Below are 13,182 nucleotides of genomic sequence, written 5' to 3'. Positions count from 1 at the left end.
ACTCCGGGGATAACAGGCTGATACCGCCCAAGAGTTCACATCGACGGCGGTGTTTGGCACCTCGATGTCGGCTCATCACATCCTGGGGCTGAAGTCGGTCCCAAGGGTATGGCTGTTCGCCATTTAAAGTGGTACGCGAGCTGGGTTTAGAACGTCGTGAGACAGTTCGGTCCCTATCTGCCGTGGGCGTTGGATGTTTGAGAAGAGCTGCTCCTAGTACGAGAGGACCGGAGTGGACGACCCTCTGGTGTTCCGGTTGTCACGCCAGTGGCATTGCCGGGTAGCTATGGTCGGACAGGATAACCGCTGAAAGCATCTAAGCGGGAAGCCCCCTTCAAGATGAGACATCCCTGAGACCTAGAGTCTCCTAAAGGGCCCAGCGAGACCAGCTGGTTGATAGGCACGGTGTGGAAGCGCTGCAAGGCGTTGAGCTAACGTGTACTAATGGCCCGTGAGGCTTGACCCTATAACACCCAAGGGGTCTGGTCGCGGTGATAACGAAAACCGGATACGCAGCAGCAAGCCAACGTGCTTGCTGACAAGAGACGATCACTTACTGCGTCAACGACGCACTCAGCATGATATGCATTACCCGTTACGCCTGACGACCATAGCGAGCGTGAACCACCTGATCCCATGCCGAACTCAGCAGTGAAACCGCTTAGCGCCGATGGTAGTGTGGGGTCTCCCCATGCGAGAGTAGGTCATCGTCAGGCACTTATACCGCAAAAAACCCAGCCAAACGGCTGGGTTTTTTGTTGCGCGCTCGATAAGCGCGCCAAGCCTCAAGCCCCGTGCATACTGTGCTCGGGGCTTTTTGCTTTCTATAATGTATACAGCGATATGCACAAAGCTTCCTTGAAACGATCGTTTTAAGAAATTAAATAACAAGGAGTTACTAGGCTGTGGTGGCGGTAGGCGTGGTGAGCAACTAGTATGAGTGGGTACCTATTATTGAAGCACCATCTCAGGAGGAGAGGCGATATGAGTACCCCACTAATGAAGAAGCTTGCACTCGCATTACTAATGGCCATGATGATGGGCGGTTTGGCCGCTTGTGATAATCAAGGCCCAGCGGAAGAAGCTGGTGAGAATATCGATGAGAGCATGGAAGACGCTGGCGATAGCCTAGAAGAGATGGGTGAGAATATTGAAGAGTTCGCCGAGGACTAAGCGAGCCTGTCGCTTATCATGAGCTATCGAGTAGCTTGAAATTATATCGATACAAAAACAGCCGCTAAGAAGCGGCTGTTTTGTGTTTTAGGGCTTATTAACCTATGTAGCTAGGTTTATGCGCCTGGGTTTTGCTCAATACCTTGCAAATACCAAGGTGCTTGATCGCGCATGGCACGGGTCAAATGCCACGTTTCGTTAAACTCAGTTTGCTCACCATTCTCTTCCAAAATGCCGTGGAAAATGACGGTGGCTTCGGCGTGGCCGTCGTACTCATTAATATCGCCAAGCTCCGCAAACAGACGCACTACCTCTGTACGGTTATTGGCAGGCTGCTCGGCACGCTCTTGACGCAGCAGGTTGTAAAGCTCTGGCGTAACGTACTCTTGAATTTGGCTGAAATCGTTATTATCCCAAGCGCGCTGAAGCGTCATAAAATGCTCTTTTGCACCGCCGAGAAAACGCTCTTTATCAAACCAGTCCGGCGTGCTCTGCAAACCGCTTGCAAGGCTGCCAGGCGCTGCTGTGAAGTTACTGGCAGGTGTGTGCTGTGTCTCCTGGCGTTCACGCTGATAGCCAGCAGCGTTGGCAGGTGCAGGACGTCGCTGCCGAATAAAGGCCCGGAAAGCGAAGATGGCAAGCGCTGCGATGCCAGCCATCAGCAGGAGATCCATTATGCGCAGTTCATCGAACGCGCCTCCAAAGAAAAGCGCCGCTAGCAGGCCGCCTGCCAGTAATCCACCCATCATACCGCCCATACCACCACGGCGAGCGGTGGCAGCACCTGCTCCCTGTTGCTGAGTGCCCTGAGCCTGTTGCTGTGCGGGTGTACTGGCCGGGCGGTCAGCGGAGCGCGAGACGCTGCCCATACTGCTACCGCCGCCTAAACGGCGTGCTTCAGCGTGCTCAATTGCGGCGCTAAAGCCCATGACGCTCACCAGTAGCATGACAAAGAATTGCCTTAACATGTTGATTCTCCAATAAGGATGCAGGTAATGCCCAACGCCTCTGAATGAAGCGCATAGAAAATAGTCAATCGCCAGTTTACCGTGTAACGCACCGCGTGGGTTATGGTGGGATTCACTATAAAGACAAAAGTAGGAGCAAAAAGTGCGTTTAGATCAGACTCAAAGTGTATTGCTCATGGTCGATTTTCAGGCTGGATTGCTACCGGTGATAGAAGGAGGTAACAACGCTATCCAAGAGGCGGCTTGGCTGGCAGGCATTGCCAACCATTTGCAGGTACCGGTATGGCTTACCGAACAGTATCCCGAGCGTCTGGGCGGAACCGATGCCCGACTATTGAGTTGTTTAGGGGCGTACCAGACGTGGCAAAAGCTACACTTTAGTGTGACCGAGGAGCCTGCGTTTACACAGGCGCTGGCAGCCCTTGGCCGCAAACAAGTGGTGATATGCGGAACCGAAGCGCACATTTGTGTGCTGCAGAGCGCGCTTGGCCTATTAGAAGCGGGATATAAAGTGTTCTGGCTCAGTGAGGCGGCCGCCAGCCGCCGCCCAGAAGAGGCGCGCCTTGCAAGAGAGCGTGCCTGTGCAAATGGCGCGACGGCGGTCTCCGCCGATATGGTGGCCTATGAGTGGCTCTACCGCTGCGATACAGCCACTTTTAAAGATGTGCACAGGCGGTTTCTTAAGCCGCGAGCCGCCCAAAAAGTAAGGCTTTTCTGACCTTACCGATCGGTTTCCCGGCGTGTGAAGACGAGGGTATCGCCTTCCGAGGCCGCAGCATCAAAACGGTAACCCGCTACATCGAAGCCCGTGAGCGCTTCGGGCTCGTTGATTTGCTGGCGGATTATCCAGGCGCTCATTAAGCCGCGGGCTTTTTTGGCGTAGAAACTGATAATCTTAAAAGTGCCGTTTTTCTCGTCTTTAAAGACCGGGGTGATCACCCGTGCATCCAGCTTCTTGGCATCCACGGCTTTGAAGTACTCGTTGGATGCTAAGTTGACCAACGCTTTCGAGCCGCTCTCTGCAATAGCGTGATTTAGCGCCGTGGTTAATGTGGGCTTCCAGTAAGCGTAAAGGTCCTTACCTGCGTCATTAGGCAGTTTGGTGCCCATCTCCAGCCGGTACGGCTGAATAAGATCCAGCGGGCGCAATAAGCCGTAAAGCCCCGACAAAATGCGTAAATGCTGCTGGGCAAACTGATTATCCGCATCGCTAAACGTCTCTGCTTCAAGGCCGGTGTATACGTCCCCCTGAAAGGCTTGAACAGCGGGCTTGGCATTTTCAAGCGAGAAGGGCGGCTGCCAATCGGCAAAGCGAGCCGCATTCAGTCCGGCCAGCTTATCGCTAATCCCCATGAGATCGCTTAGCTGCTGTGGTGAGTAGTCGCGCAAGATGTCGATCAACGGCTGGCTATAGTCGAGGAAGTCCGGTTGGGTGACGTTCTGAGTGGTGGAGGGTGTTTCAAAGTCCAGCGTTTTGGCGGGGGAAATAACGCTCAGCATGGCGTGCTCCTTGTGCCGTGGCAAAAGAGAGTCGCTACCCGAAATGAGTAACGAAAAAAGAGTAAGTCGAAAGATTATACCAAGCCTCGGCGGTGGCCGAGGCTATCGGCACGATAGGAGCCGTTAAGGGCAAGGATTGGGCATACGACGATGGATGTCGTCGATGGCGGTTAACACTTCCTCATCCAGCTTCAAGCTCTCGCTGGCCAAGTTGCTTTCCAACTGATCCATGGTGGTAGCACCAATAATATTGCTGGTAAGGAAGCTGCGCGAGTTAATAAACGCCAGTGCCATCTGCGCTGGGTCGAGCCCGTGCTCTTTGGCTAGGTTGACGTAAGCCTGCGTAGCGACCTCTGCCTCCGGCGAGGTATAGCGCTTAAAGCGCTCATAGAGCGTCAAGCGGCCCTTTGGCGGTTGAGCACCGTTAAGATACTTGCCTGATAGCACGCCAAACCCCAGCGGTGAGTAGGCCAGCAGGCCCACATCTTCACGATGTGCAATTTCTGCTAAGCCCACTTCAAATGAACGGTTCAGCAGATTGTAGGGGTTTTGGATGGAGGCAACACGAGGCAGTCCTAGTTGATCAGAGAGCTGTAACATCCGCATGACGCCCCAAGGGGTATCATTTGAGAGCCCTACAGCGCGAATTTTACCCGCATCGACCAGCTCTTTAAGTGCGGAGAGCGTCTCTTCCAGCGGGGTGGCATCTTCCTGCTCAGCGTGGGTGTAGCCGAGTTTGCCGAAAAAGTTGGTGTTACGATCAGGCCAGTGCAACTGATACAGATCGACGTAATCCGTTTGCAGACGCTCAAGGCTGGTATCAATGGCTTGATGAAGGTGGTCCCGGCTCATTTTGGGGCCGCCGCGGATATGCTCCAAACCTGGGCCTGCCGCTTTGGTAGCGATGATGACATCGTCGCGAGCGCCCCGTGCTTTTAGCCAACTACCGATATAAGTCTCTGTTAACCCTTGTGTCTCTGCTTTTGGGGGAACTGGATACATTTCCGCCGTGTCGATAAAGTTAATACCGAACGCCACCGCGCGGTCGAGCTGTTCATGAGCCTCAGTTTCGCTGTTTTGCTCACCAAAGGTCATGGTGCCTAGACAGAGTCGGCTGACCTCAATTCCGGTTCTACCCAGTGGGCGCGTTTGCATGATTGTCTCCTCGCTAAGGCGAAAATGTGTCTGGAAAGGTGGCGATCCATATCGCCGATACCAGCCTGTGGGAGGCATGTTAGCGAGGGTCTACAAAAGCAGCAAATCAATAGGGTTGAGTCATGGCGAAGGCAGGCGTATGCTTGCCAGCCCATCGACCGGCCAAGCGCCGGTTTATCGTATGGTTAGCCGTCGCGGAAGGTGAGATGGTTAGCCGAAGGTCTCAACAGATAGGCAGGGTGGTTGGCCATGCCGCAGGCATCATCATTGTTTACACGGTTAGAGTTTCGACTGGCCGAACAGTTGTTCCATACTCGTTGGTTACTACCGCGCTCACCGCGCACGCAGCGCCTTACCATGCGACTGTTTAAACGGTGTGCAGAAGCGGGGCACCCAGATGCGCAGTCTATTTACGGGCATATGCTGTTCCATCGCAGTTTATCTCCACAAGATAAAGCTCGTGGTGCGCGCTATGTGCTAGAAGCCGCCCAGGCGGGCGATGTAAAGTCGCAGTATCAGGTTGCGCAAATTCACGAGCACGGCTGTGTACAGTACCCCCGTCGTGAGGATTATGCGGTCACCTGGTATGCCCGTGCGGCACAGGCGGGGCACTACTTAGCGGCTGAGCGCCTGGCGCGTGCTTACCGAATCGGTGAGCTAGGCTTGGCGGTAGATCACGAGCAGGCCGATTACTGGCAGCGCATGGCAGAGCAACAGCCAGCAGTGGAGATGGCCGCCGCCTAAATCGTCAGTCAGGTTGCGATACGTAAAAGAGGAAGTCAGTGTCCGAGACGCTACCCACAGTGCTAGATATTGAAGCGTCCGGATTCGGGCGCGGCAGCTACCCGATTGAAGTTGGCATTGCGCGTGCTGACGGTAGCTGCTGCGCGTTTCTTATTCAGCCATTAGATGAGTGGACCCATTGGGATCCAAAAGCCGAGCTACTGCACGGTATTTCTCGTGATCGGCTGATGAAAGAGGGCTACCCGGTGCGCCAAGTTGCCCAGTGGCTTAATGATGAACTGCGGGAGCTAGGTAAGGCTTATAGCGATAGTTGGGGCTACGATAATACCTGGCTGTCGTTACTGTTCCACCATGCTGGCATGCTGCCACGCTTTCGCCTGGAAGCGCTACGCATCCTGCTCAGCGAAGAGCAACAGGCGCTGTGGAGCGATACCAAAGAGGCGGTAGTGGCTGAGCGTGGCATCCACCGCCACCGTGCTGGGGAAGATGCTCGCTTGCTCCAGCTCACCTATCAGCGTACGCGCACGCTGACTACCAAAGTATAAATTTCCATTCTACTCTGCTCGTACTCAGCTTAGTTCTGCTTCTAAAGCGTCTAATAGCTGGCTGGGCGTCGGTGCATCAAGCAGCATATCTCGTGTAGCTTGCGCCAGAAAACCGTGGCTGACCGTGCTGTCTAAAAACGCCAGCAGTGGGGCGTAAAATCCATCGGTATCTAGCAGGCCCATCGGCTTGTCGTGTAGCCCCAAATAGCCCCAGGTCCAGATCTCAAACAGCTCCTCAAACGTGCCAATGCCACCGGGCAAGGCGATAAAGGCGTCAGCGTTCGCCGCATGGTGGCTTTACGTTCATGCATATTAGGCACGCAAATCAGCTCGGTTAAGCCGAAATGTGCCTGTTCACGCTCAACGAGATGGTCGGGCATAACGCCGATGACGCTGCCGCCCGCGTTTAGCGCTGCATTGGCCAGTTCCCCCATTAGTCCGACGCGTGCGCCGCCGTATACCAAGGTGTGCCCGCGTTGCCCAAGAGCCGTGCCAAGCGTATGGGCGGCTTGGCGGAATGCTGGGCTGTTGCCCTCTCTTGAGCCGAGGTAAACACAGATGCGTGACATAGTCGGGGAGTCCTTATCGAGGAGTTAAGGGTGAATCAGCGGGAGGCATTGCAGGACATCTAGCCTAGGCAGCGCTGTACGTCGTAGTGTTCGTCCATCCACTGTCCAATCACATTGTTACCGCACAGATGATGGGCGTATTGAGTATGTAGGCAGCGCACCTGCTGCCAGTTGCTGATGCCGCCTACACCGCGTTCGGTGAGAACATCGGTGTAGCCCAGGCGTGCCACTTCTTCGCGCTGAGCCTCGCTCATAAAGCGCCAGCGGGCATCAACGTAATCGCGATGGCTCTGTTGGTAAGCGGCTAAGAAGTCAGGTTCGTCCTGCAGACGCTGTTCTAGCGACTTGATCACGCCGACGGCTTCAATGCGCGAAATCTCGATTTTAAGCAGGTCGGAGCAGAGCCAGTAAAGCGTGGGGAAAGGCTTGCCATCCACAATCGGCGACATGCGCAGCACTAAAGGGGTGCCCTGTGTATCCGTGGCTGCAACGGCTTCGATACCGCGAGGCGCTCGCCCGAGCTGTTGGGTAATAATCGCCAGCTGGCGCTCGTCGGGTGCTTGGTCGGTACGAATTACCATTGCGTAGAACTCTCACTTTCGGTCGTCTTGAACAAATTTATTTGAGCGGCCAACGGCACGGAAAAAGCAGCGGTTAAGCTGCTCTGGAGAAGCGACATAGCGCCATTTCTCCTCGCAATACTCAGCTGCGCGGGCCATTAGCACGTCGTAAAGTCGATTGAATGGGGCATCATAATCGTAGGGGTCTGCGCCGAACAAGCGGATATGCGGGTAATCAGCGAAGCGCTCCATGAAGTAGCGTTCAAGGTCGGCTTCCACGGCGCGATGCTGCGCCGTGTTGTCAGGATCAATCCAGAGATTATAGCGAATAGCCATGGTGACTCCTGGAAGGCCCCACCATACATGGCAGGGGGAATTAAGCGGAGGCGGGCGCGGTATCCAAATGTGCTGTCAGCGCCTCGCGCAGCTCACCCTCAATAGGAACGGCGCGCTTCTCTTGATGGTCGTACTGCACCATTACCGTATGCCCTAAGTTGGTCAGCGTACCATGCTGCCGCGCTTCCTGGGTGACGGTAAACGAGCTGTTGCCCAAACGGGTTAGATAGGTACGGATTTCGATGTCATGGCCGTAAAACAGTTCAGCGCGGTAATCCACTTCCATGCGCGCCATGATTAATCGCCACTGTTTAGGGTTCAGGTCGGGCGTAAACAGTTTGAACAGGTCGTTGCGTGCCAGCTCAAACCAAGCGGGGAGCCGCGTGTTATTAATATGGCCGAGGGCATCCGTATCGTAAAAAGCGGGCTCAATGGTGCGAGTGAACATAGCGCTATCCTTATTATTAGAGGGAACGAGGGAGGTAAGAACCCTCCCAGAATTAACCCAAGCGAGCGCTTGGTCAAGCGTTACGGCGCTGTTGCCAAGCAGTGAACTGCATCCAGCCAAGCAGCCATAGGGTCGCGGCGAGAAATCCTGCCAGCGTTCCCCAGAAAAGCCCCAGCGTGCTGTAAGTGTACGAAACGCATAGGGTATAGCTCAGCAGCGAGCCAAGGCCCATGGGATAATGCTTAATGACTGTGGCGACGGGGGCATACCCATGCCCCACGTGCAGGATCAGCAAAAATGGCAGCATGGTGACGGGAAATGCAGCCAGCGTGCCTGCCCACTCTGGGGGGAGCCAGTGGGCGATACGGGTGATAGCAAAAATAATAACAGTGGCAAGCCCCGCGCGTGCCGCTAGCGCGGGCCAAGAAAAGGCGCTGCTCGCGGTACTCTTCACATCGGGAATGGAGCGGAACAGCCAACTGAAGACGCCAATGGCACAAAGCGTCACCAGCGTGCCGCTGAAGCGGGTGAAGCTGAACTGCGCGAGCAGGGTACTCATGACCAGCCACGCGGCAAAGCCTCCCAGCACACCGCTAATAACGCCCTTGATGCCAGGCTGGCGGCCTGTGACCACATAACCTGCCCCCAATGCCATTGTCGCGGTAAACCCGGCCAGCGTATGCACGGCGCTCTGGGTAGCGAAGGTGGGCGAGATCTCTAAACCGATAAAAAACAGCGCTAGTGCGGTGCCTAAAGGATAACCTGAGAGTAGCCCTGCAATGCGTGGGCTTGCACGGACAGCGATAGCGCTTAAGCCCAAAACCATGCTGACGGAGAGCCCCAGCTTTGCTAACTGCCAAGTGAGTGGTACTTCTACCATGCGGCGTTTTCCTTACGTTTATTATGTGGTTGCTATTATTATGTCGCTGATTTTTAGCACATTAGGTGTTATTAACCGTTAAGACGTTGCTAGCGTGCGAGGCTGTTTACCGTGCCCCTTTCACCGGATTCCGGCACCCACGTGCTCTCTCCGCCGCCTAAACCCAGTGGCTGCGAACTGTGCCAGCGTGCATCGCCGCTCACCAAGCACCATCTCATTCCAAGGACGCTGCATAACAAGCCGCGTTATCAAAAGCGCCATAGCCGTGAAGAGCGGCTAACGGCCATTGTGTGGCTGTGTCATCCCTGCCATAAGCACATTCTCCGTCTCTACAGCGAGCGCGAACTGGCCGACCGCTTGGCTAGTTTGGAAGCGTTGATGAACGATGCCGATATTCGCGCTTTTGTCGATTGGCTTGCCACCAAGCCTGCGGGCTTTAAACCGAAATCACCGGGGCGCAAACGGCGCTAAGCTATACCAGCCTCAGCCCCTGTTGGTCGCTCCAGGCAGCTGCCAGAGCCTCGTCCAGCGGTTCGGCTAAGTGGGCAGGCAGGGCGGCGCGGGCTGCATCCAGCGAATCAAACGAGCGGTTACGCAGCCAGCAGTACGCCCAGGCGCAGGCTTCTTCATCGCTTTGCGGGGTGGGCCGAGCGGGCATCTGGTTGAGCAGAAACACCGCCGTGCGTGGCGCCCACAGCGGTATCTCGCCCTGCTGGTCTTGGCTCCACTGCTCTAGCGTGGCGCCACTTGGCGTAGCATCGGGGGTGCCTAGTTTAGCGACCCTAGCGGTTTCTGCCAGGATGAGTGCCAGCTGGTCGGCATCTGCCTGCCCCAGCGAGCGCCACTGCCGCAACAGCGCCGATAGGCCAGCGCGCATCTTGGTATAAAAGTCATCTTGCGGCATGCTCAGTGTTTACTCCCGTGGAAATAAGTGAGATTTGTTATGGCGTTCGATTTTGCCACGCCCGTCGAGCGACGCGCTCCCGAAGGAAATTACGCCTCGCAGAAATGGCACCGCTATGCGCAGGATGTGCTGCCGCTATGGGTCGCCGATATGGACTTTCATTCGCCGCCTGCGGTAATCGACGCGCTCCAACGGCGGGTGGCCCACGGCGTTTACGGCTATGGCGAAGTGCCCGCCACGCTCACCGCGGCCCTTTGCCAGTGGAGCGCTCACCACTATGCGTGGACCATTGAGCCCGAATGGCAGCAGTGGCTACCTGGTGTAGTGCCCGCGCTGCACTTTGCTGCCATGGCATTGACCCAGCCAGGGGAGGGCGTGCTGACCATTGCACCTATTTACCCGCCCTTCCTGGCCGTGGCTGAACGCACTGGGCGGCTAGCGCAACAGGCGATGTTAGCGGAGCCAGCCGCCCCTGGCGAGCCTTGGCAGCTGGATATCGCAGCGCTGGAAGCGGCCATTACCCCGCAAACCCGGCTACTGCTCTGGTGCCACCCTCATAACCCGACCGGGCGCGTATGGATGCTGAGCGAGCTTGAGCAGTTAGCCGCCTTGGTCGAGCGCCATGATTTATGGGTAGTCTCCGATGAGCTGCACTGTGATTTGCTGCTGGATGAAGGAGCACGCCATCGCCCCCTGGCGGCGCTGTTCCCTAAGCTTGCCAAACGCACGATTACTCTATGGGCGCCCTCAAAAACATTCAACGTGGCCGGGTTAACCAGCGCCTGCGCGGTCATTCCCGACGCCACGCTACGAAAGCGCTTTGCCACGGCCACAAAAGGGTTTCTACCGGATGGAAATGTGCTGGGCTTGGTGGCCGCCGAGGCAGCGTATCAAGAGGGCGAGCCTTGGCGACAAGCACTGCTGGACGTTCTACGCAGCCATCGAGCAGCGTTAGAAGCACGTGTGGCAACGTGGCCTGGGGTGTCGCTGAGTGCGCCAGAATCGACTTATTTAGCGTGGCTAGATATGCGTGAAACGGGCCTGGGGGCCTCTCCCGCACAAACGCTGTTGGAGCAGGCGGGTGTGGCGTTGTCAGACGGCGCGGCTTTTGGCTGCCCAGGGTTTGTACGGCTTAACTTTGGAACCACCGCTTCCCAATTGGAAGCGGCGTTATCACGGATGGATACGCTGTTAAAAGCGTAACGTTGCCTTCGTCAGGCGCTATCAATAGAGCAGGGCGAACAGCTTGCGGCGGTAGGTGACCGTTAGAGGGTGGTCGGCTCCCAGCGCGTCAAAGACCTGTAGCAGCGTTTTGCGGGCCGCGTCGTCGTTATAGGCGCGGTCCTGCTTCATCAGCGCCAGCAGAGCTTCCAGGCCTGCATCGTACTGGCCATCGGCCACTTGGCGTAGCGCCCGCTGGTACTGCGCTTCGCTGTCAGTGCGATCACCCAGCGCGGCGATCTCTTCTGTTGAGAGTGCCTGTTCGCTGAACTCGATGCTGGCGCGAACGCCACGGGCGGGTGCTGCATCGCGCTCCTCTGGCGGCAGGTTATCCAGCACGCTACGGGCTTCTTCACCACGCCCTTCCGCCACCAGCGCTTTGGCAAGGCCAATTTGGTAGGCGTAATGTTCCGGGTATTGGCCAATCAGCGTTTGGTAAATCTCCCGCGCGCCTGCGGCATCGCCAGCGCTCAAGGCTTCTTCCGCCTGCTCTTCGGGGCTGGGCGGTGCGTCGCCGGGGGCAGGGAAGTAGCGGTTCAACCACTCGCGCACTTCTTTTTCAGGCAGTGCCCCTTGGAAGCTGTCTACTAAGCCGCCTTGGCTAATGAGCTTCACGTCAGGCACCGAGCGCACGCCCAATTGCCCAGCGATCTCTGGATTGGCTTCCACATCCAGCATTGCCAGCAAGAAGGCACCGGCGTACTCCACCGCCAGTTTCTCAAGCACCGGCATCAGGTTCTTGCACGGCTCGCACCAAGGAGCCCAGCAGTCCATCAGCACCGGCACCTGCATAGAGGCTTCCAGTACCTGCTGAATGTTGCCTGCGTTGAGCTCAATGATGACCTCTTCGCGAGTCACGCTAGGGCGCTCGCCACTGGTGGGCGCATTATTGCTCGCGACAGGGTCGGCAGTCATCGGGTTGCCGGTACGGGGATCAATAATCGACATGGGTAAACTCTGCATCGCATGAAAAAGGTTACTTCATGATATGCAGGCAGCCGCCCAGGGATTCAAGGAAGTGAAGGGAAATAAAGCGCAAAGCGCATGTGAGACTTTCTTATTTGCGCTTTGGGGTGGCTGTGCAGATGTGCAGGCTTGAGGTGGCGATCCCAGCTAGGTCGACGATGGGTAACAAGTTGCTTCAACAGATGACGTTGTAAAGCGCTGGTGGAACGTAGGCTGGTGGCGGCGCTGTCATTTATATTACCCAGCAACTCGCCAGAAGATGCCTCGTTAGCGATAAGAATTGATCATAGGCCGCAAGATGACTTTAAGAAGGAGTGCCTGAGGTAAGCCAAACCCCAACGCACTCCAAGGCATTATTGAGCAAGGCAATTAACGAGAGCACTAAAGTGCCAGCCTTAATGCTCTTCTTAGGCATCCCGTGCGTTATTAATTTTTCAGTGTGTTCTTGACCAATCTGCCAGAGTGTCGCCATCTTTGGCGATGCGCACTTTGAGTGGTAGATCCGGAGGTTTTACCAGGCACTCGGCATCCAAGTCGTGACTGATATGAGTGAGATAAGCCCGAGGGGGATTCAGTCGAGTGATGATATCCAACGCCTGGGTGATGGTGTTGTGATTTCGCGGTGTTAGGTAGGACGCTGGATGGCACGCATCCAGCACTACCACGTCGGGTTGCCAACTGTTGAGGAAGCGCTCTGTTTCTACCGGCAGACCGAAAGTGTCGGTGAGATAGGCAAGCCTTGTCCCGCCATCATCAAGACAGTAGCCTAACGTTGGCTTTGAGTGCTTAAGCGGCACCGGTGTTACTGTCAGGCTATCGAGCTTGATAGGCTTGAATGGTTTAAGCCCAGGTTGAAAATCCAATACTCCAGGATTGCGATGCAAATCGGCGCAGCCGTGGGGGTCTTTGGGGCCATAAACCGGGATGGATTCTCCACTGCCCCAGCGCAAATGGAAAAGCCCCTGAACGTGGTCGGCATGATAATGCGTAATTAGAAAAGCCGCAGGCCGCTCAATCTCGCAACTAAGGGCCAAGTCCATGCGTCCGGCGTCGAGCAAGTAACGCTTGCCATCGACCCGAACCTCTGCTGAACAGGGGCCGCGCTGTAGGCTAGTGAAGACTCTGGCCCGCGTACAGGCCGCGCAGCCGCATCCAAAGCGTGGCACCTGAGCACTGTCGCCGGTACCTGTAAAGCGAAACTCCATCAATAGCT

General features: G+C 56.1%; 16 protein-coding genes, 2 rRNA genes and 1 pseudogene. 8 read left to right on the top strand and 11 right to left on the bottom strand.

The window, feature by feature from the left end; genetic code table 11:
• The 3 genes from A3220_RS13545 to A3220_RS13535 all read left to right on the top strand — a co-directional run.
• A 23S ribosomal RNA gene (locus A3220_RS13545) occupies positions 1–466 on the top strand; the annotation flags it as partial.
• A gap of 134 nt (positions 467–600) precedes the next feature.
• Positions 601–716: ribosomal RNA gene (gene rrf / locus A3220_RS13540) — 5S ribosomal RNA — on the top strand.
• 268 nt (positions 717–984) lie between these two features.
• Entirely contained in the window at positions 985–1,173 is a 189-nt protein-coding gene (locus A3220_RS13535; protein WP_058579726.1) for a hypothetical protein, read from the top strand.
• A gap of 116 nt (positions 1,174–1,289) precedes the next feature.
• Here the strand turns inward: A3220_RS13535 and A3220_RS13530 are convergent, their stop codons facing one another.
• Positions 1,290–2,141, bottom strand: coding sequence for a Tim44-like domain-containing protein (locus A3220_RS13530; RefSeq protein ID WP_062375309.1), 852 nt, complete (start codon positions 2,139–2,141; stop codon positions 1,290–1,292).
• A gap of 142 nt (positions 2,142–2,283) precedes the next feature.
• Between A3220_RS13530 and A3220_RS13525 the strand changes: the two genes are divergently transcribed.
• Positions 2,284–2,859: an isochorismatase family protein gene (locus tag A3220_RS13525; RefSeq protein ID WP_044630708.1), complete on the top strand. Its 576-nt coding sequence runs from the start codon at positions 2,284–2,286 to the stop codon at positions 2,857–2,859.
• A gap of 2 nt (positions 2,860–2,861) precedes the next feature.
• Here the strand turns inward: A3220_RS13525 and yaaA are convergent, their stop codons facing one another.
• Positions 2,862–3,641, bottom strand: coding sequence for a peroxide stress protein YaaA (yaaA, locus tag A3220_RS13520; protein ID WP_044630709.1), 780 nt, complete (start codon positions 3,639–3,641; stop codon positions 2,862–2,864).
• Positions 3,642–3,764: 123 nt separating this feature from the next.
• A complete protein-coding gene (locus A3220_RS13515) occupies positions 3,765–4,796 on the bottom strand; it encodes an NADP(H)-dependent aldo-keto reductase (protein ID WP_062375307.1) in 1,032 nt (343 codons plus the stop codon).
• 249 nt (positions 4,797–5,045) lie between these two features.
• On the opposite strand from A3220_RS13515, the gene A3220_RS13510 reads away from it, so the two are divergent.
• Positions 5,046–5,540, top strand: a complete 495-nt coding sequence (locus A3220_RS13510) for a tetratricopeptide repeat protein (protein WP_058579721.1) — start codon at positions 5,046–5,048, stop codon at positions 5,538–5,540.
• A gap of 38 nt (positions 5,541–5,578) precedes the next feature.
• Positions 5,579–6,085, top strand: coding sequence for a hypothetical protein (locus A3220_RS13505; RefSeq protein ID WP_044630712.1), 507 nt, complete (start codon positions 5,579–5,581; stop codon positions 6,083–6,085).
• A gap of 24 nt (positions 6,086–6,109) precedes the next feature.
• Here A3220_RS13505 and A3220_RS13500 read toward each other — a convergent pair.
• From A3220_RS13500 to A3220_RS13480, 5 genes and pseudogenes are all read right to left on the bottom strand, one after another.
• Positions 6,110–6,654 (bottom strand): annotated as a pseudogene (locus A3220_RS13500) (TIGR00730 family Rossman fold protein).
• 59 nt (positions 6,655–6,713) lie between these two features.
• Positions 6,714–7,235 carry a DUF501 domain-containing protein gene (locus A3220_RS13495; RefSeq protein WP_044630714.1) on the bottom strand — a complete coding sequence of 174 codons (522 nt, stop codon included), beginning with the start codon at positions 7,233–7,235 and terminating at the stop codon, positions 6,714–6,716.
• A 12-nt stretch (positions 7,236–7,247) separates the two neighbouring features.
• Entirely contained in the window at positions 7,248–7,550 is a 303-nt protein-coding gene (locus A3220_RS13490) for a hypothetical protein (protein WP_044630715.1), read from the bottom strand.
• A 40-nt stretch (positions 7,551–7,590) separates the two neighbouring features.
• Positions 7,591–7,998, bottom strand: coding sequence for a thioesterase family protein (locus A3220_RS13485; protein WP_044630716.1), 408 nt, complete (start codon positions 7,996–7,998; stop codon positions 7,591–7,593).
• A gap of 73 nt (positions 7,999–8,071) precedes the next feature.
• Entirely contained in the window at positions 8,072–8,878 is an 807-nt protein-coding gene (locus A3220_RS13480; RefSeq protein WP_062375305.1) for a hypothetical protein, read from the bottom strand.
• Between the two features lie 111 nt (positions 8,879–8,989).
• On the opposite strand from A3220_RS13480, the gene A3220_RS13475 reads away from it, so the two are divergent.
• A complete protein-coding gene (locus A3220_RS13475; RefSeq protein ID WP_232068203.1) occupies positions 8,990–9,349 on the top strand; it encodes a hypothetical protein in 360 nt (119 codons plus the stop codon).
• Position 9,350: 1 nt separating this feature from the next.
• Here A3220_RS13475 and A3220_RS13470 read toward each other — a convergent pair whose 3' ends face one another.
• A complete protein-coding gene (locus tag A3220_RS13470; RefSeq protein ID WP_062375304.1) occupies positions 9,351–9,782 on the bottom strand; it encodes a hypothetical protein in 432 nt (143 codons plus the stop codon).
• Between the two features lie 39 nt (positions 9,783–9,821).
• Here A3220_RS13470 and A3220_RS13465 point away from each other — a divergent pair, with 39 nt between their 5' ends.
• Positions 9,822–10,985: a PatB family C-S lyase gene (locus A3220_RS13465; RefSeq protein ID WP_062375302.1), complete on the top strand. Its 1,164-nt coding sequence runs from the start codon at positions 9,822–9,824 to the stop codon at positions 10,983–10,985.
• 21 nt (positions 10,986–11,006) lie between these two features.
• Here A3220_RS13465 and A3220_RS13460 read toward each other — a convergent pair whose 3' ends face one another.
• Together A3220_RS13460 and phnP are read right to left on the bottom strand one after the other, a co-directional pair.
• On the bottom strand, positions 11,007–11,951 hold the full coding sequence (locus A3220_RS13460) for a co-chaperone YbbN (RefSeq protein ID WP_062375301.1): 945 nt from the start codon (positions 11,949–11,951) through the stop codon (positions 11,007–11,009).
• 452 nt (positions 11,952–12,403) lie between these two features.
• Positions 12,404–13,174: a phosphonate metabolism protein PhnP gene (gene phnP, locus A3220_RS13455; RefSeq protein WP_062375299.1), complete on the bottom strand. Its 771-nt coding sequence runs from the start codon at positions 13,172–13,174 to the stop codon at positions 12,404–12,406.
• Positions 13,175–13,182: the final 8 nt, after the last annotated feature.

It is taken from the genome of Halomonas sp. KX33721 (genome assembly GCF_001596805.1).
In the GTDB taxonomy this organism is placed as follows: Bacteria; Pseudomonadota; Gammaproteobacteria; order Pseudomonadales; family Halomonadaceae; genus Vreelandella; species Vreelandella aquamarina.
This window is presented reverse-complemented; position numbering and strand designations above follow the sequence as displayed.

Bases quoted from the DNA above. Each gene is read 5' to 3' on its own strand.
- A3220_RS13535 (WP_058579726.1), top strand. From the start codon at position 985: ATGAGTACCCCACTAATGAAGAAGCTTGCACTCGCATTACTAATGGCC.
- A3220_RS13530 (WP_062375309.1), bottom strand. From the start codon at position 2,141: ATGTTAAGGCAATTCTTTGTCATGCTACTGGTGAGCGTCATGGGCTTT.
- yaaA (WP_044630709.1), bottom strand. From the start codon at position 3,641: ATGCTGAGCGTTATTTCCCCCGCCAAAACGCTGGACTTTGAAACACCC.
- A3220_RS13515 (WP_062375307.1), bottom strand. From the start codon at position 4,796: ATGCAAACGCGCCCACTGGGTAGAACCGGAATTGAGGTCAGCCGACTC.
- A3220_RS13510 (WP_058579721.1), top strand. From the start codon at position 5,046: ATGCCGCAGGCATCATCATTGTTTACACGGTTAGAGTTTCGACTGGCC.
- A3220_RS13495 (WP_044630714.1), bottom strand. From the start codon at position 7,235: ATGGTAATTCGTACCGACCAAGCACCCGACGAGCGCCAGCTGGCGATT.
- A3220_RS13490 (WP_044630715.1), bottom strand. From the start codon at position 7,550: ATGGCTATTCGCTATAATCTCTGGATTGATCCTGACAACACGGCGCAG.
- A3220_RS13485 (WP_044630716.1), bottom strand. From the start codon at position 7,998: ATGTTCACTCGCACCATTGAGCCCGCTTTTTACGATACGGATGCCCTC.
- A3220_RS13480 (WP_062375305.1), bottom strand. From the start codon at position 8,878: ATGGTAGAAGTACCACTCACTTGGCAGTTAGCAAAGCTGGGGCTCTCC.
- A3220_RS13470 (WP_062375304.1), bottom strand. From the start codon at position 9,782: ATGCCGCAAGATGACTTTTATACCAAGATGCGCGCTGGCCTATCGGCG.
- A3220_RS13465 (WP_062375302.1), top strand. From the start codon at position 9,822: ATGGCGTTCGATTTTGCCACGCCCGTCGAGCGACGCGCTCCCGAAGGA.
- A3220_RS13460 (WP_062375301.1), bottom strand. From the start codon at position 11,951: ATGTCGATTATTGATCCCCGTACCGGCAACCCGATGACTGCCGACCCT.
- phnP (WP_062375299.1), bottom strand. From the start codon at position 13,174: ATGGAGTTTCGCTTTACAGGTACCGGCGACAGTGCTCAGGTGCCACGC.